This window comes from Bradyrhizobium sp. SZCCT0153 (genome assembly GCF_018129995.1).
Lineage (GTDB): Bacteria > Pseudomonadota > Alphaproteobacteria > Rhizobiales > Xanthobacteraceae > Bradyrhizobium > Bradyrhizobium japonicum_G.
Genome location: NZ_JAFCKS010000002.1, coordinates 515,213 through 533,318, shown reverse-complemented (window position 1 = coordinate 533,318; position 18,106 = coordinate 515,213). Strand labels below are relative to the sequence as shown.

At 65.3% G+C, this 18,106-nt stretch carries 15 protein-coding genes; 9 read left to right on the top strand and 6 right to left on the bottom strand.

What is annotated here, in order from left to right:
- Window positions 1-187: 187 nt before the first annotated feature.
- Both JQ572_RS10260 and JQ572_RS10255 read left to right on the top strand, forming a co-directional pair.
- On the top strand, window positions 188-1,345 hold the full coding sequence (locus tag JQ572_RS10260; protein ID WP_211382884.1) for a GGDEF domain-containing protein: 1,158 nt from the start codon (window positions 188-190) through the stop codon (window positions 1,343-1,345).
- A 63-nt stretch (window positions 1,346-1,408) separates the two neighbouring features.
- Window positions 1,409-2,512 (top strand): DUF2336 domain-containing protein, encoded by a 1,104-nt coding sequence (locus JQ572_RS10255; RefSeq protein WP_211382883.1) that lies wholly within the window; start codon window positions 1,409-1,411, stop codon window positions 2,510-2,512.
- A 118-nt stretch (window positions 2,513-2,630) separates the two neighbouring features.
- Here the strand turns inward: JQ572_RS10255 and JQ572_RS10250 are convergent, their stop codons facing one another.
- Entirely contained in the window at window positions 2,631-3,269 is a 639-nt protein-coding gene (locus tag JQ572_RS10250) for an NrsF family protein (protein ID WP_211382882.1), read from the bottom strand.
- A 2-nt stretch (window positions 3,270-3,271) separates the two neighbouring features.
- On the bottom strand, window positions 3,272-3,817 hold the full coding sequence (locus JQ572_RS10245; RefSeq protein WP_211382881.1) for a sigma-70 family RNA polymerase sigma factor: 546 nt from the start codon (window positions 3,815-3,817) through the stop codon (window positions 3,272-3,274).
- Window positions 3,818-4,107: 290 nt separating this feature from the next.
- Here JQ572_RS10245 and JQ572_RS10240 point away from each other — a divergent pair, with 290 nt between their 5' ends.
- A complete protein-coding gene (locus tag JQ572_RS10240; RefSeq protein WP_211382880.1) occupies window positions 4,108-4,773 on the top strand; it encodes a hypothetical protein in 666 nt (221 codons plus the stop codon).
- 122 nt (window positions 4,774-4,895) lie between these two features.
- Window positions 4,896-5,675, top strand: coding sequence for an enoyl-CoA hydratase (locus tag JQ572_RS10235; protein ID WP_211382879.1), 780 nt, complete (start codon window positions 4,896-4,898; stop codon window positions 5,673-5,675).
- A gap of 105 nt (window positions 5,676-5,780) precedes the next feature.
- Here the strand turns inward: JQ572_RS10235 and JQ572_RS10230 are convergent, their stop codons facing one another.
- A complete protein-coding gene (locus tag JQ572_RS10230) occupies window positions 5,781-7,640 on the bottom strand; it encodes an acetyl-CoA hydrolase/transferase C-terminal domain-containing protein (RefSeq protein ID WP_211383533.1) in 1,860 nt (619 codons plus the stop codon).
- 239 nt (window positions 7,641-7,879) lie between these two features.
- Here JQ572_RS10230 and JQ572_RS10225 point away from each other — a divergent pair, with 239 nt between their 5' ends.
- The 4 genes from JQ572_RS10225 to JQ572_RS10210 all read left to right on the top strand — a co-directional run bounded on the left by JQ572_RS10225 (window position 7,880) and on the right by JQ572_RS10210 (window position 11,636).
- A complete protein-coding gene (locus JQ572_RS10225) occupies window positions 7,880-9,277 on the top strand; it encodes a TolC family outer membrane protein (RefSeq protein WP_211382878.1) in 1,398 nt (465 codons plus the stop codon).
- A gap of 25 nt (window positions 9,278-9,302) precedes the next feature.
- Entirely contained in the window at window positions 9,303-9,860 is a 558-nt protein-coding gene (locus JQ572_RS10220) for a P-loop NTPase family protein (RefSeq protein WP_211382877.1), read from the top strand.
- 39 nt (window positions 9,861-9,899) lie between these two features.
- Window positions 9,900-10,811, top strand: a complete 912-nt coding sequence (locus JQ572_RS10215) for an amidohydrolase family protein (protein ID WP_211382876.1) — start codon at window positions 9,900-9,902, stop codon at window positions 10,809-10,811.
- A gap of 201 nt (window positions 10,812-11,012) precedes the next feature.
- Window positions 11,013-11,636: a LysE family translocator gene (locus JQ572_RS10210; protein WP_211382875.1), complete on the top strand. Its 624-nt coding sequence runs from the start codon at window positions 11,013-11,015 to the stop codon at window positions 11,634-11,636.
- A gap of 9 nt (window positions 11,637-11,645) precedes the next feature.
- Here the strand turns inward: JQ572_RS10210 and JQ572_RS10205 are convergent, their stop codons facing one another.
- The 3 genes from JQ572_RS10205 to JQ572_RS10195 form a co-directional block, all read right to left on the bottom strand.
- On the bottom strand, window positions 11,646-14,762 hold the full coding sequence (locus JQ572_RS10205; protein WP_211382874.1) for an efflux RND transporter permease subunit: 3,117 nt from the start codon (window positions 14,760-14,762) through the stop codon (window positions 11,646-11,648).
- A gap of 37 nt (window positions 14,763-14,799) precedes the next feature.
- On the bottom strand, window positions 14,800-16,044 hold the full coding sequence (locus JQ572_RS10200) for an efflux RND transporter periplasmic adaptor subunit (protein WP_211382873.1): 1,245 nt from the start codon (window positions 16,042-16,044) through the stop codon (window positions 14,800-14,802).
- 167 nt (window positions 16,045-16,211) lie between these two features.
- Window positions 16,212-17,612, bottom strand: coding sequence for a CoA transferase (locus JQ572_RS10195; RefSeq protein ID WP_211382872.1), 1,401 nt, complete (start codon window positions 17,610-17,612; stop codon window positions 16,212-16,214).
- Between the two features lie 119 nt (window positions 17,613-17,731).
- On the opposite strand from JQ572_RS10195, the gene JQ572_RS10190 reads away from it, so the two are divergent.
- A complete protein-coding gene (locus JQ572_RS10190) occupies window positions 17,732-18,019 on the top strand; it encodes a hypothetical protein (protein WP_008136644.1) in 288 nt (95 codons plus the stop codon).
- Window positions 18,020-18,106: the final 87 nt, after the last annotated feature.

The following is an 18,106-nucleotide window of genomic DNA, read 5'->3' as shown; positions in this document are numbered from 1 at the left end:
TGTATGTCTCGCCAAGCCCCGCTTTGGCTCGACTGCACCGCACACAATGCCTAATCGCCGGCAAATTCCTTTGCCGGCACAGGCGTCCCCGTCCCGCGCTGCACAGTGCGGATTCGGTTTCGAAGGATACCAAACCTAAAGGCTTGCCACGTAGATTTTTGGGCTGAGATCGACCATTGGCGGGACCATGAACACGGCCGCGACGTCCTTTCCGGAGAGGAATGCCGCTGAGGTCGCGGATCTCGTCCTCACGCCCGAGGCGGCGGCGCCCGAAGTGCTGGCGCGCCGGATCCGGCAGCGCCGCCAGATGTATATCGGCCAGGTGGCGAGCTATTCGCTCGGCGCCTCCGTCCTGCTGGTCTACGCTTTTGACGGTGCGATCTCGATCGACGTTGCTTCGCTGTTCTGGTTCGGCGGGCTACTGATCATCGGCACCTTCGCCGTGCTGTCGGAAGCCGGCGTCGGCGACAGATTCACCGACCACTATCTGACCGTGTTCCAGATTTCGGCGCATATGGCGCTGCAATTCGTGTTTCTGCTGTCGGTGCCGACCGTCGGCGTCGCCTTCATCAGCGTGCTGTTCCTGATCTTCGCCTTCGGTACGCTGCGCATGACCTCGGCGCAGGCGATGCTGACCTGGGCGATCGCGACCGCCGGCCTCGCCACCGTCTTCCTCGCCTCCGACCTGCCGATCGGCATGCCCGTTGCAACGCGTCTGCAGCGAACCGCCTCGATGCTGTGCTTCGTGCTGGTGATCGGCCAGTGCGCCTTCCTCGGCCTGTTCGGCGCCACGCTGCGCAAGATCCTGTACCAGCGCAGCATCGAACTGAAGGCCGCCTATCAGCGCATCGAGGAATTGGCGGAGCTCGACGAGCTCACCGGCTCCTACAACCGCCGCTGCATCATGCGGCTTCTCGACGCCGAGATCGAAAAATCAAGGCGGGCATCGACGCCTTGCGCGATCGCACTGATCGATCTCGACTGGTTCAAGCGCATCAACGACGCCCACGGCCATCCCGTCGGCGACGAGGTGCTGCGCACCTTCGCGATCACCTTTTTCGCCAACATTCGCCCGGCCGACAGCTTCGGCCGCTACGGCGGAGAGGAATTCCTGCTGCTGCTGCCGGGCACGGACGGCGAGGCGGCGTCGCGCATGCTCGATCGGCTGCGTGGCATCGTTGCCGATCTCGACTGGAGCGCATTCTCCCCGGGCATGCGCGTGACCATTTCCGCAGGCGTCGTGACGCTGCGCGACGCTGATACTGCCGACACGTTTCTCGCGCGCGCCGACAGCGCGCTCTATTCCGCCAAGGCACAAGGGCGCAACCGCATTGCAACGAGTTGATCAATCCATTTTCTCCCGGCACGGCATAAGCCGCCGTCGGGCCGAACGCTCCAGGACAGGGCAATGAAAACCAAATCCGTAAAGACAGCCGAGAATCTGCTCGAGGAATTGCAGGCCACGCTCTCCCACGGCACCGTCGCGCGCCGGGTCGAGGCGCTGCGCCGGGTCACCGATCTCTTCGTGGGCAACGCGGTGGACTATTCCGAAGACCACGTCAGCGTGTTCGACGACGTGTTCCAATGCCTGATCGAGCAGATCGAGGTTTCGGCCAGGGCGCTGCTTGCCGACCGTCTCGCACCGATCGCGGCTGCGCCGCCGAAGATCATCCGCACGCTCGCGCTCGACGAGGTGATCGAGGTCTCCGGCCCCGTGCTGTCGAAATCGGAGCGGCTTGACGAGGCGACCCTGATCGAGATCGCGCGCACCAGGGGCCAGGCCCATCTCAAGGCGATCTCGCTGCGGCGGGTGCTGTCGGAAGCACTCACCGACGTGCTGGTGACGCGCGGCAACGAGGACGTCGTGCAATCGACCGTCAGCAATCCCGGCGCGCAGCTGTCCGAGGGAAGTTTCACCGACCTCGTCACGCGGGCCGAGCGCGACGACGACCTCGCCACCTGCATCGGCCTGCGACGCGACCTGCCGCGACACCACTACCTCAAGCTGGTCGCGAAGGCGTCCTTGAGCGTGCGCAGGAAGCTCGAGGCCGCGCATCCGGAGCTCGCGGACGAGGTGTCGAGCGTGGTCCAGGAAGCGGCCCAGCGGGTCCGCACCGCGGCCATGACCAGGCAGACCGAGATGGCGCGCGCGCTGGTGAAATCGCTCCACGACGACGGCCGCCTCAACGAGCTCCAGGTCGCCGCCTTCGCAGAGCAGGGCAAGTTCGACGAGGCCAATGCGGGGCTCGCGGCGCTCGCGGGTGTCACGGTCGATACCGCCGAGAACATGATGATCGAGAGCCGCACCGAGGGCGTGATGATCCTCGCCAAGGTCGCGGGCATGTCGTGGCCGAGCGTGCGCGCAATCATTGCCATGCGCGAGAAGCTTTCAGGCGGCTCGCAGACCGACATGCTGACGATGCGCGATACCTACGAGGCGCTGCGCTCATCGACCGCACAGCAGGTGCTGCGCTTCCACCGCATGCAGCAGGGCGCAACGCCGGCGGCCTGAAGACCTGAGGGCTGCCGCGGACGCAGACGTCAGGCGGCAACGGCCGGAGCGCGATGGGGCTAAGCGAAACCCGGGAGTCGCGGCGATGCGACGCGACGACTATTTGCGCGGAACGCCTTCAGTACCGCAGGACTTTCGAGCCCACGAGCGCTCCCACTGCCGTCACCAATGCGGTCGCGATCGTGTACCAGGTCGCGACGAACAGCGGCGAATCGTCGGTGCAGTGAGAGGCGTACAGCGTCGCGGCCAGACCGGCCGACACCAGACCGGCGAGCGCGCCGGCAAGCGCGGGACGCGATGGCGCGCCGTGGCGCAGGCCGAACAGCGCCCCCGCAAGCAGCGGCAGCGACATCGCTGGGATCGCTGACAGGCACACCCTGGAGTTCTTGCCCATCAAGCGCATCGTCATCGGCATGGCCGGCGCCATCATCGCCTCACTGCCGATCGCAACCGCGAGCAGCCCGACCGGCAGCAGCAGCAGCCAGCCCCAGCCGCGCAGCAGCGCTTCGGGCCGCGACATATGCAGGCTGACGATGATCGCTGGGATGGCGAGCGACAGCGTCACGGCGAACTTCATGTCGAAGAACGGATTGTGCATCGCGCTCATCACGTCCGGCCGAACGCCGAGGAACGTCGCGAAGATCAGGATCGACAGGGGCGCGGCGACCAGCAGGGCCATGGTCAGCACCGCGCCGACGCGCGGTGCGCGATGGGCGTTGTCGGCCGAGAGCGAGCGAATGAGTTGATCGGTATCCATGACTATTGGTCTCGCAGTTTGGCTGTCAGCGCCGCAAGTCCGCGATGCAGCGCGACCCGCACCGCACCTTCGCTCATCGAATATTTCGCCGCCGTATCCTTGATCGAGGCGGCCTCGACCGCGATCGACTGCAACACGTCACGCTGGCGCTGCGGCAGCGCGCTCAGCTGCGCCGCGACCTCGCCGGCTGAAGCGGTCTGCTCCGGCGCCTCGCCCGGCAGGGTCTCGGCGAAATCGTCGATGTTGACGAAGATCCGCCTGCCCCGGCGCCGCAGCGCGTCGATCAGCTTGTTGCGGCCGATCGCAAACAGCCAGGGCGCGAACGGGGCTTCGCTGTCCCAGGTGTGCCGCTTCAGATGCACCGCCAACAGAATCTCCTGCACGATATCCTCAGCCTGGTCGGGCGGCTGGCCTGCCCGCGCCAGGCCGCGTCTTGCGGCTGCGCGCAGCACCGGCGTGACCGCCCTCAACAGGCGATGATAGGCCGCGTCATCGCCAGCCATGGCCGACCGCATCAGGCCGGTCCATTCGTCCTCACGTCCGCGCACGCGCGCCCTCACCATGCAATTCGGCCGCTCTTTCAATTTGTTACGCAGGCACCGCTCGATCACGAAGTCGTGATCTCTGCTGTGCCTCAGGACCGAGACGGCCGTCAGGATCTCGGACGGCTCATAACACCGATCGGTTCCGTCCGCACCCGGCGGCCGGCCGGAAAGGGAGCCGCTTGCCGCGTTTTTGCCCGGTCCAGCCAGAAGATTCCCATTTTTTGCCCCGCTGTCGTCACGCCTCAGGGTCTCTGTTCGCTGCCGGGACGGGCGGAATTGGGGAGATCGTCAACATGATGAAAGCCAGCGGGCGCGCGGCATTGACCCTTCTTGCCGGGCTTTTCTTGCTGTTCGGGGGCGTCGTACAGGCGGCACCGGGTTCAGCCGCAAGCAACAAAGCGGACAGCGCGGGCAAACAGGCCGACGCGGTCAGGCCGGGCAAGCAGGGGCGCCACACGTCGCGCCACCGCGACAGCACCAAGACGGCGCAGAAATCCGATGACAAGGCCGACAAGAAGGAGGCCGCGGCAAAGGCCGACGAGGCGAAGCCCGACGATCGCGACGTGCCGCCCTCAGGCCAGATGCCGCCGGAAATCGCCAACGCCAATGCGCAGCTCGCCGCTACGGATACGCCGACTGCAGCTGCCGCCTCCGCGATGACGGGCCGCGCCAACGACAACGTCCAGGCAGCGGCCGATAATACCGCCGAGCCGAATGCCGAGAGTCAGGTCGTCGCACCCGATCAGCTCAACGACATCGACCGCGCCGTGCAACAGGACACTCCCCCGGCCCAGAAGGCGGTGATTGCCGCAACCGACGCGCAACCGCGGCCGGCTCCGGTGATGGCGAGCAGCCAGCAGAACTCGGCCTGGGACCAGAGCTCCCTGATCGGCAAGATCTTCATCGGCGTCGGCACGCTGCTGACGCTGGCCTCCGCCGCGCGCATGTTCATGGCCTGATCTGCGACCTGATCCTGACCTGCGGGAGCTCCGGAACGCGCACCTCGCGGGCGTTCCGGCCCTCTTGAAGCCCACCGCGCCAGAGGGCACATTGCCGGCCCAATCAGAAGCGCGGGTGGAGCATGAGCACGTTCGAACACATCATCGTCGAAAGCAAAGAGGCGGTCGGCATCATCAAGCTGAACCGGCCGAAGCTGCTCAATGCGCTCTCCTTCGGCGTCTTCCGCGAGATTGCCGCGGCGGTCGACGATCTCGAAGCCGATGACGCCATCGGTTGCATTGTCGTGACCGGCAGCGAGAAGGCTTTCGCCGCCGGCGCCGACATCAAGGAGATGCAGCCGAAGGGCTTCATCGACATGTTCACCGAGGACTTTGCCGCGATCGGCGGCGACCGCCTCGCGCGCTGCCGCAAGCCGACGATCGCCGCGGTCGCCGGCTATGCGCTCGGCGGCGGCTGCGAGCTCGCCATGATGTGCGATTTCATCATCGCCGCCGACACCGCCAAGTTCGGGCAGCCCGAGATCACGCTCGGCACCATTCCCGGCATCGGCGGCACCCAGCGCCTGACCCGCGCGATCGGCAAGTCCAAGGCGATGGACCTCTGCCTCACCGGCCGCATGATGGACGCGGCGGAAGCCGAGCGCTCAGGCCTCGTCAGCCGCATCGTGCCCGCTGACAAGCTGATGGACGAGGTGATGGCGGCAGCCGACAAGATCGCCGCGATGTCGCGCCCCGCGGCTGCGATGGCCAAGGAAGCGGTCAACCGTGCCTTCGAGACCACGCTCGCCGAGGGCATGAGCGTCGAGCGCAACCTGTTCCACTCGACCTTCGCGCTGGAAGATCGTTCAGAGGGCATGGCGGCGTTCATCGAGAAGCGCAAGCCGGTGAACAAGAACCGGTAAGCGGCTAGAGCATGATCCGGAAAAGTGCGAAGCGGTTTTCCGAAAAGATCATGCTCAAACGAGAACCTAAAGCGCGATGACGATTTATCCCAATCTCATCGCGCTTTAGGCGTTGCGGCTCTGCGCGAGGGCCGCGCTGACCAGCGCGCGGTAGCCGCGCTCCGGCCAGGTTTTGGGGCGATCGAGACCGAGGCGTGCGAGACATGCCTCGTCGGCCGCATCCGTTTTTCGGATCAGCCCCTGCCAGAGCAAGCCTGCGAGCGCCCGCGGTGAACGTTGCGCGCCTTGCAGGATCTCCAGTGCCGGAATGAGGCGCTGTTCCACCTCGGTGAAATCGCAGCCGAACGGAAATGGCGGCAGCAGGCCGGCGTCGCGCGCGGGCTTGAGCGCAGCCGCGATCCGCTCGGGATGGTTGTCGCGATGAGCCGCCGGGATCTCGTAGTCCCGCGGCAGTTTGCCGGCTTCCTTCGCGACCCGCATCAGTTCGTCCTGGAAGCGCGAATCCGCGATCGCCAGCATGCCGGCAATCACATCGACATCGGACTTTCCTCTGAGATCGGCGACGCCATATTCGGTGACGAAGACGTCGCGCAGATGGCGCGGAATGGTCTCGTGCCCGTAGCGCCAGAGAATGTTGGATTTGAGCCCGCGGCCGGCATGTCGCGTCGCCTCGAGCGTCAGGACCGACCGCGCGCCCTCGAGCGCAAAGGCCTGCGCCACGAAATTGTACTGCCCGCCGACGCCGCTCACCACCTGCCCGTCGTCCAGGCCGTCGGAGACGGCCGCGCCGAGAAGCGTCGCCATCATGGCGTTGTTGATGAAGCGCGCATCGACGCGGGCGCGGCGCTTCCGCTCCTCTTCGCCGTAGAGCTCGTTGGTGAACGACACCGGCATCATCTGAATGCAAGCGATCCGGTCCGGCGGCATCTCGCGCAGCGCGCGATAGAACGATTGTGGACCGAGGAAAAAAGCGCCGTGCAGCACCACACCATCGACGGAGCGCTTGAGAATGTCGGCCTCGATCAGGCCGATGAAGGCCTCGGTCAACATTTCGCTGACACCGTAGAGGCCCGCGGCGAAGGCGCCGGATTCCTGCGCGACGGCCGGTCGCGCGGGTGACAGCCGGGCCATGACGCTACGAAACGCGCCGCTGTCGCGATGGCGCAGGATCAGGCCCTGCGCCAGCGCGTCGCCGATCTGCCCGATGCCGATTTGGAGCGTGCCGCCGTCGCGCACCAGTGATGCCGCATTCAGCCCGATCGCGAATTTGGTGTTGGAGATCGGCTCCGAAGGCGGCGCAAAGAGCGGGAAGTCCGTCGCGGCGCTATCCAGCACCGCACTGAATTCATCGGCCGCCAGATCACCCGCACCCGGCATGAACGGCAGTTCGGAGTTCACCTGCGCAACCAGCTTGAACGACGCACGCCCGGCGCGGCGCTCACGCAGCACATCCAGCGTCGTATCGGTGTTGCAGGACAGGCTGTAGCGCGGAACGCCATCAACGACGCGCTTGGCCACCAGTTGCGTCACCACGTTGAGTCCGCGCGCCAGCAAATAGCTCGCCGCGTGCGTGTAATTGGCGGAGATGTAGTTCTGCTGCGCGGCCGGCACGTGCAGCCAGCGCCCTGCGAGAAAGAAAAATTCGGCGACCTTGATGTTGGGCGGCAGCCGCCCCTCGCGCAGCGCGTCGGCATAGGCCAGATCGGGATAGCCGCCGAGGAGCCGGTCGATCACGGGCGCGATGAAGCGGTGCTCGATCAGTCCCTTCGGTCTCGGCTTTTCCAAGGTCAGCGCCGAGAGCAGTGTCAGCTTGATGTCAGGATCCGCGCAGGCCCGCGCATAGAGGGCGTTGACCACATGACAGGCCTTGCCGAGGCCGAGCGGCAGGCCGACCACCAGATCGGTTCCGACATCGCGAACGATCTCCTCCGCGAGCGCATCGGGGTCGGAGAAGAGTTTCGGCATCATCCGTGGGATCCGGACCACATTACGGGCACCTGACGGAATCCCTATAGCGCATCCGGGAGGAAATTGGTGTGTGACGCACCTGCAACAAGCACGGAATACATGGGGGTTTTCCCCGCGGCAGTTTGCCTGCGGGACCCGCGCTGGATAAACAGTTAAGAGGCCACCGTCGGCGGGGGCGGACAGCCGGGGTTTTGCGGGATCATATGATTGGGCGTGCCACCAGAGCTGGTCGCGTGATGACGCGGCATCGATCGGGCGTGGCTCCTGTGCTGGCAACATGGACCACGCTGGCGCTCTGTTGCGCCTTGCCCTCCGCCGCATGGGCGGAGGCCCTGCCGGAGGCGCTGGCCAAGGCCTACCAGACCAATCCACAGCTCAATGCCGAGCGTGCGCGGCAGCGTGCCACCGACGAGAACGTGCCGCAGGCGCTCGCCGGCTATCGGCCGCAGATCGTGGCGAGCCTCAGCGCCGGCCTGCAATCGGTGCGCAATCTGCTGCCCGACAACACCATCCAGACCGCCAATTTGAAGCCGTGGATCATCGGCGTCACGGTGACGCAGACCCTGTTCAATGGGTTCCGCACCGCCAACAACGTGCGCGCCGCCGAACTCCAGGTGCAGTCGGGCCGCGAGGCGCTGCGCAATGTCGGCCAGGGCGTGCTGCTCGATGCGGTGACCGCCTACACCAACGTGCTCGCCAACCAGTCGCTCGTCGAGGCGCAGCGCTCCAACGTCGCCTTCCTGCGCGAAACGCTCTCGGTCACTCAGCGCCGCCTCAACGCCGGCGACGTCACGCCGACCGACAGCGCGCAGGCCGAGGCGCGGCTCAACCGCGGGCTTGCCGATCTCAACGCCGCGGAAGTCGCGCTGGCGGTGAGCCAGGCGATGTACGCGCAGGTGATCGGCAATGCGCCGTCGCAGCTTCGGGCCGCCGAAGTCGTCGATCGCTATCTGCCGAAAAGCCGTGAAGACGCGCTGACGATGGCGATCCGCCAGCATCCGGCGGTGATGGCGGCGGGCTTCGACGTCGACGTCGCCTCCACCAACATCCGCGTCGCCGAAGGCGCGCTGCTGCCGAGCGCCAGCATCCAGGGCAGCGCCAGCAAGAGCCGCAACAACGACCCGACGCTCGGCACCTTCGCCGAAGACCAGGCCTCGATCGTCGCCAACGTCACCGCGCCGATCTACGATGGCGGACAGGCTGCCGCGCAGACCCGGCAGGCCAAGGAGATCACGGCGCAGAGCCGGCTCGTGCTCGACCAGGTGCGCAACCAGGCGCGCACGGCCGCGGTCAGCGCCTGGGTCGCCAATGAAGGCGCCAAGATCGCGGTCTCGGCCTCGGAGTCCGAGGTCAAGGCGGCAACCGTCGCGCTCCAGGGCGTGCAGCGCGAAGCCGCCGGCGGACAGCGCACGACGGTCGACGTGCTGAACTCGCAGGCCGATTTGATCCAGGCAAAGGCCCGCCTGATCGGCGCGCTGCGCGACCGCATCATCGCCTCCTACACGCTGCTCAGCGCCGTCGGCCATCTCGACGTCAAGACCTTGAGCCTGAACACGCCGGACTACCTGCCCGAAGTGCACTACCAGCAGGTCCGCGACGCCTGGCACGGCCTGCGCACGCCGTCTGGGCAGTAGTATCACATCGTCTGGCTTGGTGCCGATGAAGAGCCGCCGAATCCATCTGATGGGAGCTTCAGGCTCCGGCGTGACGACCGTCGGTCGCGCGATCGCCGGCCGGCTTGCGCTGCCGCATCACGACAGCGATGATTATTTCTGGCTGCCGACCGCGCCCCCTTACCAGACGACGCGCCCCGCCGCCGAGCGCCTGCGCCTGATGCGCGAGATGTTTCTGCCGCGTCTCGATTGGGTGCTGAGCGGAACCATCACCGGCTGGGGCGAGGAGCTCGTTCCGCTTTTCGATCTGGTCGTCTTCGTGAGCACGCCGCGCGAAATCCGGTTGACGCGATTGCGCGCCCGCGAGGCCGCCCATTTCGGCGCTGACGCCGTCGCACCGGGCGGATGGCGCCACGACGAGACTGACTCTTTTGTCGAATGGGCATCGCGCTACGAAGCCGGGGATCGCGAAGGCCGCAGTCTTGCAAAGGATGAAGCGTGGCTCGCGAGCCTGCCCTGCCCGATGGTGCGCGTTGACGGCTCACGCCCGCTTGCGGACCTCGTCGAGCAGCTATGCAGCGAAGTGGGGCGGCTGCCGGGCTGATGTGATACCGTGCCGGCCTCCCTTGCCGCCGGAGTAGCCATGTCCAGCAAAGCCCACCCCCGCGCGGCGCAGCCCGCGACGCCGGTCAATTTCGACGTTCCGGCGCATGCCTGCGACTGTCACACCCACATCCATGGCGACGTCGAAAAATTTCCCTTCTTCGCCGGGCGCGTCTACACGCCGGAGCCGGCGAGCCCTGAAGAAATGGCGGCGCTTCACAAGGCGCTGCATGTCGAGCGCGTGGTGATCGTGACGCCGAGCGTCTACGGCACCGACAATTCCTCGTCGCTGTTCGGCATGAAGGCGCGCGGCGCGAACGCGCGCGGGGTGGCCGTGATCGACGACAACACCACGGAGGCGCAGCTCGATGCGATACAGGCGGATGGCTTCCGCGGCATCCGCATCAATCTCGCGACCGGCGGCGTCAGCGATCCCAATGCCGGCCGCGCCCGCTTCACGGCGGCTTCCGAGCGCATGAAGGCGCGCGGCTGGCACGTGCAACTCTATACCACGCTGCCGATGATCTCGGCGATCAAGGAGCTTGTGCTGGCCGCACCGGTGCCCATCGTGTTCGACCATTTCGGCGGCCTTGAGGCTCCGCATGGGCTGGAGCAGCCGGGATTTGCGGACCTGGTCGAACTCGTCAAATCCGGCAAGGCCTATGTGAAGATCTCCGGCGCCTACCGCTCGTCGAAGCTCGCACCCGATTATCAGGACATGGTGCCCTATGCGCGCGCACTGATCGCGGCGAATGCGGACCGCATCGTCTGGGGCACGGACTGGCCGCATCCGGATTCGAGCCGTGTCGAGGGACGCAAGGCAACCGACATCGCGCCGCTCTACCAGATCGACGACGGCCGCCTGCTCAATCAGCTTCCGGTGTGGGCGCCGGATGCTGATGTACGCAAGAAGATCCTGGTCGACAATCCGGCACGTCTCTACGGGTTCTGAGTCGCGACAGGCGCGATTAGGTTCAACGAAGTGCGACGCAATTCCATGCCGAGTCGTGGAACTGTTGTCGCGAAAGCACAACGGTGCCGGACTCACACGAACGTGTTCGTGTTTCCTTTCGCTTTTCACCCTTTCGGTTGAGGCAAGGATTCTCATTCGCCGGTACGCACACGCACAGATTTCATTTATTCGTGCGGATGCATGCCCTTATCGCATTATCTTGCCGCGCTTTTCTCCGGCATTGGAATTGGTTTCACCGTCGCCGCTCCCATCGGACCCATGGGGATGCTCTGCATTCAGCGCACACTGGCATCGGGCATGGCCACTGGCCTCGCAACCGGCTTCGGTGCGGCGACCGTGCATCTCACCTACAGCGTCCTTGCGGTCTTGGGACTCGGCGCGCTTGCGCAGCCCTGGGTCGAGGCCAATGCCGCCGGCTTCGGCATCGTCTCGGCGCTTACGCTGCTGTGGTTCGCGATCCGGACCCATCGCAGCTCCTTCGTGCTTCAGGAAGGCCGGATCGCCAACGTACGCCTGACGCGCGCCTATTTCAGCGCCGTCGCTCTCGGGCTGACCAATCCGCTGACCGTCATCCTGTTCCTGGCGGCGCTGCATGCGTTCTCGACACCATCTGTTGCCCCGCCGCTGGTCGCGGGCGTCTTCGTCGGCTCGGCGATCTGGTGGATGATGCTCAGCACGATGGTCGCAACCGCGCGGTCACGGCTGACGCCGCGGATGCTGTCGTTGAGCAGCCGGTTCGCGAGCCTGATGCTGCTCGGACTCGGCGCCACGATGCTGGTACGGATCGCGCAGCGGATGTTGTGACAGGCGCGTTCAGCGCGCGCGGCGCGAGAAAAAGGAGATCAGCACCGGCAACGTCACCAGAATCACGATCGGGGCCAGCATCATGCCGGTCACCACGACCACCGCGAGCGGCTTCTGCACCTGCGAGCCGATGCCCTCCGACAACGCCGCCGGCAAGAGCCCGATGCCGGCGACGACACAGGTCATCAGCACCGGCCGAAGCTGCAGTTCGCCGGTGCGTATCACCGCGTTCACGCGGTCCATGCCCTCTTCGATCAGCTGGTTGAACTGCGACAGGATGATGATGCCGTCCATCACGGCGATGCCGAACAGCGCGATGAAGCCGATCGCCGCGGAAACGCTGAAAGCGGTGCCGGTGATCAGGAGACCGAGCACGCCGCCGAAGATCGCCATCGGGATCACGCTCATGGCGAGCAGCGTGTCGGTCATCGATCCGAAATTGAACCAGAGCAGGACGCCGATCAGCGCGAGCGAGATCGGCACCACGATCGACAGCCGCCGGATCGCGTCCTGGAGATTGCCGAATTCGCCGACCCAGTCCATGTGCGCGCCGGGCGGCAGTTGCACCTGATCGGCGATCTTCTCCTGCGCCTCGCGGATCGCGCTGCCGAGATCGCGCTCACGCACCGAGAACTTGATCGGCAGATAGCGTTCCTGCTGCTCGCGATAGATGTAGGCCGCACCCGAGACCAGGCTGATGGAGGCGACCTCGCTGAGAGGGATCTGCGTGACGGTGCCGTTGGGTCCGGGCGCGCCGATCCGCAGATTCTGGATCGCCTCGGCACTCCTGCGGAATTCCGGCGCGAGGCGAACGATGATCGGGAAGTGGCGGTCGCTTCCCGCCTCGTAGATGTCGCCGGCGGTGTCGCCGCCAATCGCCACCTTGATGGTGGCGTTGATGTCGCCCGGCGCGAGGCCATAGCGGGCGGCCTTGGCACGGTCGATGTCGATCTGGATGGTCGGCTGCCCGAGCGAGGTGAACACCGCAAGATCGGTGACCCCCTGCACGGTGGCCAGCACCGACTTGATCTTGTTGGCAGTGTCGGTCAGCGCCTGGAGATCGCTGCCGAACAGCTTGATCGAGTTCTCGCCCTTCACGCCGGAGACGGCTTCGGAGACGTTGTCCTGGAGATATTGCGAGAAGTTGAACTCGACGCCGGGGAAACGATCGTCGAGCTGCTTGAGCAGCTGCGCGGTCAGCTCCTCCTTGTCGCGGGTGCCGGGCCATTGGCTGACGGGCTTGAGCGGCGCGAAGAACTCGGCGTTGAAGAAGCCGGCGGCGTCGGTACCGTCATCGGGTCGGCCGTGCTGCGACACCACGGATTCAACTTCGGGCCGCGCGCGAATCACCTTGCGCATCTCGTTGACGTAGGAATTGCCTTCCTGGAGCGAGATGGTCGGCGGCAGCGTGGCACGTATCCAGAGATTGCCTTCCTCCAGCTTCGGCAGGAATTCGAGGCCGAGCAGCCGGCTGAGCGCAACCGTCATCAGCACGAGGCCGACCGCGCCGCCGAGCACGATGCCGCGGTTGGCAACGGCCCAATTCAGCAGCGGCATGTAGAGCCGGTGCAGGATCAGCATCACCCTGGTCTCGGTCTCCTCGACATGCGCCGGCAGGATGATCGCGGACAGCGCCGGGGTGACGGTGAAGGTCGCTAGCAGCCCGCCGGCGAGCGCGTAGGCATAGGTCCGCGCCATCGGTCCGAAGATGTTGCCCTCGACGCCGGAGAGCGTGAACAGCGGCAGGAAGGCCGCGATGATGATCGCCGCGGCGAAGAAGATCGAGCGCGAGACGTCGGCTGCCGCGCTGAGGATGGCATGGCTCTTCATGCCGAACAGCGTCTCGGACGACATCTGCTCGGATTCCGACATCGGCGTGGTCTGCGTCAGGCGCCGGAAGATCGCCTCCACCATGATGACGGTGGCGTCCACGATCAGGCCGAAATCGATGGCGCCGACCGACAGCAGGTTCGCCGATTCCCCGCGCAGCACCAGGATGATCACCGCGAAGAACAGCGCGAACGGAATCGTCGCGCCGACGATCAGCGCGCTGCGGAGGTCACCGAGGAAAATCCACTGCAACAGCACGATCAAGAGAATGCCCACCACCATGTTGTGCAACACGGTGTGGGTGGTGAGCTCAATCAGGTCTCCGCGGTCGTAGATGCGCTCGATGCGCACGCCGGGCGGCAGGATGCTGGAATTGTTGATGGTCTGAACGAGTTGGTGGACGCGCTTGATGGTCGGCGAGCTCTTCTCGCCACGGCGCATCAGGACGATGCCCTGCACCATGTCGTCGGACTCGTCGAGGCCGGCGATGCCGAGTCGCGGCTTCTGGCCGACGGTGACGGTGGCGACGTCCTTGACCAGCACCGGATTGCCGTTGGTCTGCGAGACCATGGTGTTGGCGAGGTCGTCGATCGAACGTATCAGGCCGACGCCGCGCACCACGGCCGATTGCTGGCCTATATTGACGGTGTTGCCGCCGACATTGACGTTCGCATTGCCGACCGCCTGGAGCAATTGCGGCAACGTCAGGCCGTTGGCGACCAGCTTGTTGTTGTCGACCTGGAGTTCGTAGGTCTTGCTCTTGCCGCCCCATCCGGTGACGTCGATCACGCCCGGCACCGCGCGGAAGCGACGCTGGAGGATCCAGTCCTGGATGGTCTTGAGGTCGAGCACGCTGTAGTTCGGCGGGCCGACGAGGCGATAGCGGAAGATTTCGCCGATCGGGCTGAGCGGCGAAATCTGCGGCTGCACGTTGCCGGGCAGCGGCGCGAGCTGCGCCAGACGGTTCAAGACCTGCTGCAATGCCTCGTCATAGGTATAGGCGAAGGAGAATTGCAGTTTGACGTCGGAGAGGCCGTAGAGGGAGATGGTGCGAATTGTCGTCAGGTTCTTCAGACCTGCAACCTGGGTCTCGATCGGAATCGTGATGTAGCGCTCGATCTCTTCCGCCGACAGGCCCGGACTCTGCGTCACGATGTCGACCATCGGCGGGGTCGGATCCGGGTAGGCCTCGATGTTGAGCTGGTTGAAAGCGATCAGGCCGCCGATCAGCACGACGACGAACATGCCAACCATCAGGAAGCGCCGGTTGACGGCAAGGGCGACGAGACGATCCATGCGGGGCTTCAGCTTGTCTTGTTTCTTGGGTCGTCGATCAGCTGCCGGACGCCGCGCGGTCGATGAACAGGCTGCCTTTGGTGACGATCTGCTCGCCGGGCTTCAGATTGCTGGTGACCTCGACGAGGTTGCCGTTGATGAGGCCGATCTTGATCTCGCGCAGTTCGACCGACTTGTCCTCGCGCGCAACCCAGAGTCGGACCTTGTCGGCTTCATAGATCAACGCCTGCTTCGGCACGGCCGGCGCGGCGCGGTCGCCAGCCGAATAGATCGTGACGTTGGCAAACATCTCGGGCTTGAGCAGGCCGTCCTTGTTGTCGATGGTGGCGCGCACCAGGAGGCGGCGAGTGGCGGGATCGATCGCCGTGGCCACGTAGTTGATTTTAGCCGTCAGCGGGCGGCCCGGAAGCGCCATCACGTTGACGGTGATGTCCTGTCCGAGACAGACCGCGGCCGCATCGCTCTCGCGCACGAAGGCGGTGAGCCAGACGGTGGAGAGATCGCCGATCACGAAGACCGGATCGCTGGCGCCGGAGTTGACGTACTGGCCCGGGCCGATCTTGCGCTGCACGACCGTACCCGCGATCGGCGAATAGATCGTGACTTCCGGATTGATGGCGCCCTTGTCCTGGAAGGCCTTGATGGTCTCGTCGGTGAAACCGAGGATGCGCAGCTTGTTGCGCGCGGCTTCCAGCGACGTCGCCGAGGAGCGCATGTCGTTCTGCGCCTGAACCTGGGTCGCTTCCGCCTGCTGGTAGTCCTTCAGCGGAATGGCGTGGCCCTCATAGAGGTCCTTGGCGCGTTTGAACTGGATGTCGGCAAGATCGATCGCGGACTTCGCCTTGTTCTGCGAGGTCATCGCCGCGATGAAATCGTTCTGGGCCTGCACGGTGTCGGCGGCCTCGATCGTGAACAGCGGTTGACCTTGCTTCAGCGTCTCGCCCGGCTTGGCGAGCAGCCTGGTCACCCGGCCTGCATAGGGCGAGAACACCGGCGTCGAGCGGTCCTCATCGACCGCGACCTTGCCTTCGGTGACATATTCGGCCCGGAAGGTCTTGGCCTTGACCGGCTCGATCGTCAGCGTCGCCCATTCCGACGGCGTCGGCGTGAAGTTCTGCGCACTCCTGCGCGACTGGCTGGATATCTCGGAGTGGCTCTTGTCCTTGGCTCCCGCATAGAGGAAGCCGTAGGCCCCGGCACCCGCAAGCGCTAGTAAAACTACGGACGTGATCACCCGCTGTTTTGTAAGCACCTGCAATCGTTTGGTATTTTCAACTACCATGGGGCCCGGTCTAATCTGCGATGATACCGGCGGCTGCCTGCCTCATCGGTCGCGCTAATAGTGCCGAATTGCGATTTCAAACAACCTAAAAAACGCCGGGCGCCTTTCGGTTTGCGTTAAAATTTTGCGACACGTCAGCTTCATGTCAGCTTCGCGTTAGCTTCACGTCAGCTTCTCGCCGGCCACTGCGCCGGATGACTGCCGAGCGGCATTGCCGGACGACTCCATTGCGCCGGCGTCTTCGACAGCAGCGCTGAATGGCGCACTGCCTTCAACGTGCCGAAGCCAGATGGCATGCTCTCGATGAATGCAGCATGTACAGCCTCACCCGTAATATCCGGGGTGTTCAGGCCACCTTCGAGTCGTCCGAGATTCCACAGCCAGCGTCCGGTCTGCGCCAGCGACACGCGAACGTGCCAGCTGCCGCCTTCGCGGGCCTGGCGCGCCTTGGCCATCATCGCGCCGAACGCCATCAGATAACCGGTGGCATGGTCGAGCATCTGCGCCGGCAATTCCTTCGGCCCGTCGATCCCGGCGGCCTGCCCTTCGGCACGGTTGAAGCCGGTCGTGGTCTGCACCAGCGAGTCGAAGCCGCGCCGCTCCGCCCAGGGGCCGGCATGGCCATAGGCCGACAGCGTCACATAGACGATGCCGGGATTGATCTTCGCTGCGTCCTCCGGCGCGAAGCCGAGAGCGGCCAGCGCGCGCGGGCGATAGCCTTGCGATAAGATGTCGGCGTCCTTCAACAACTCGCGCATCTGCGCCCGGCCGGCCTCACTCTTCAACGCGATGAAGGTGGTGAGCTTGCCGCGGCCGGTGTCAATGGTGAGCCAGGGTATAGCGGGCAGCTCCGGCCCTGAAATCAGCAGCACATCGGCGCCGTGCGCGGCGAGCGTGCGGCCGGCGACCGGCCCTGCGATGACGCGGGAGAGATCGAGCACGCGCAGGCCTGAGAGCGGACGATCGCCTTTGGACCACCGCTTTGGCGCAGCCTCGCCGATCTTCTCGATCGAGATGAGCGGCAATTCGGCGAGCACGCGGGCCTGCGGCAGCTCGGACCATTCGTCGTAGGACCGCATCAGGGCGACGACTCCGCCCGCGGCATAGGCCGCAGTCTCGAAATCCTCACCCTTCCATTGCATCAGCGCAGCCTGCACTTTCTCGCGCTCGGGCTCGCAACCGAGCACGTTGCAGACGGCGTCGCGGTGATGCGGGAAATTGGTATGACAGCGGACGAAGCGGTTGTCGCCGGTCCTGTAGACGCCGGCGATGGCGTCCCAGGCCGGCGGCGGCGGCTTGTCGTCGACACGCAAATAGCGCTCGGAGCGGCATTCGACGACGGCGTGGCGCATGTCGACCGAGACATCCTGCGCCTCGCCGCTGCGCAGCCTCCAGATCTCGGCGGCAGCGAGGCCCGAGGCGGCGATCGTGGTTTGTCCGGCGACGGCGACGCGAAACGAGGACGGGATTTGCGGCTCTTCGCCCGTCAGCTTCACGCGTTCGAGCGCGGCCGCATCGCCGCCAGCGGAGGTCCAGATGTCGCTGAGAATGCCGGCGGGGCTTTGCATGACCGCTTCTCTCTCTTTCAGGTTATTGTTTGAGCATGATCTTCCGGAAAACCGCTGCGCGCTTTCGGGATCATGCTGTAGTTTTTTCGAGACCTTCCATCAGCACACAAAGGAATGCAATGGCCGCCATCGATCCCCTCACCGCAGGCGCCGTGTTCATCGCAACGGCGGCCACCGACGCGGTCTATGTCATGTTCACCTCGGCCGTGATCGCGCGCAAGCGGGTGCCGGCGGCGAACTGGAGCGCGGTCTGGTACCTGCTCTCTTCCTACGCGGTGATCAGCTACACCGAAAACGCGTTCTATGTCGCTTTCGCGGCGATCGGCTCCTGGGCCGGCGCCTACGCCTCGCTGACCTTCCTGCACCGCCCGCCCGGCGGCCCGCCGGTGGGCGCGGCGCCGGAGTGAGGTGGGCCGCTTTCGCGGGGTATGACACCGAGAATGAATTCGACATCCTCGCTCAAACAACTAAGTTCCGCACGATCAACAAGGAAA

Bases quoted from the DNA above. Each gene is read 5' to 3' on its own strand.
- JQ572_RS10225 (WP_211382878.1), top strand. From the start codon at position 7,880: ATGACGCGGCATCGATCGGGCGTGGCTCCTGTGCTGGCAACATGGACC.
- JQ572_RS10200 (WP_211382873.1), bottom strand. From the start codon at position 16,044: ATGGTAGTTGAAAATACCAAACGATTGCAGGTGCTTACAAAACAGCGG.
- JQ572_RS10235 (WP_211382879.1), top strand. From the start codon at position 4,896: ATGAGCACGTTCGAACACATCATCGTCGAAAGCAAAGAGGCGGTCGGC.
- JQ572_RS10240 (WP_211382880.1), top strand. From the start codon at position 4,108: ATGATGAAAGCCAGCGGGCGCGCGGCATTGACCCTTCTTGCCGGGCTT.
- JQ572_RS10220 (WP_211382877.1), top strand. From the start codon at position 9,303: ATGAAGAGCCGCCGAATCCATCTGATGGGAGCTTCAGGCTCCGGCGTG.
- JQ572_RS10205 (WP_211382874.1), bottom strand. From the start codon at position 14,762: ATGGATCGTCTCGTCGCCCTTGCCGTCAACCGGCGCTTCCTGATGGTT.
- JQ572_RS10255 (WP_211382883.1), top strand. From the start codon at position 1,409: ATGAAAACCAAATCCGTAAAGACAGCCGAGAATCTGCTCGAGGAATTG.
- JQ572_RS10230 (WP_211383533.1), bottom strand. From the start codon at position 7,640: ATGCCGAAACTCTTCTCCGACCCCGATGCGCTCGCGGAGGAGATCGTT.
- JQ572_RS10190 (WP_008136644.1), top strand. From the start codon at position 17,732: ATGGCCGCCATCGATCCCCTCACCGCAGGCGCCGTGTTCATCGCAACG.
- JQ572_RS10260 (WP_211382884.1), top strand. From the start codon at position 188: ATGAACACGGCCGCGACGTCCTTTCCGGAGAGGAATGCCGCTGAGGTC.
- JQ572_RS10250 (WP_211382882.1), bottom strand. From the start codon at position 3,269: ATGGATACCGATCAACTCATTCGCTCGCTCTCGGCCGACAACGCCCAT.
- JQ572_RS10210 (WP_211382875.1), top strand. From the start codon at position 11,013: ATGCCCTTATCGCATTATCTTGCCGCGCTTTTCTCCGGCATTGGAATT.
- JQ572_RS10195 (WP_211382872.1), bottom strand. From the start codon at position 17,612: ATGCAAAGCCCCGCCGGCATTCTCAGCGACATCTGGACCTCCGCTGGC.
- JQ572_RS10215 (WP_211382876.1), top strand. From the start codon at position 9,900: ATGTCCAGCAAAGCCCACCCCCGCGCGGCGCAGCCCGCGACGCCGGTC.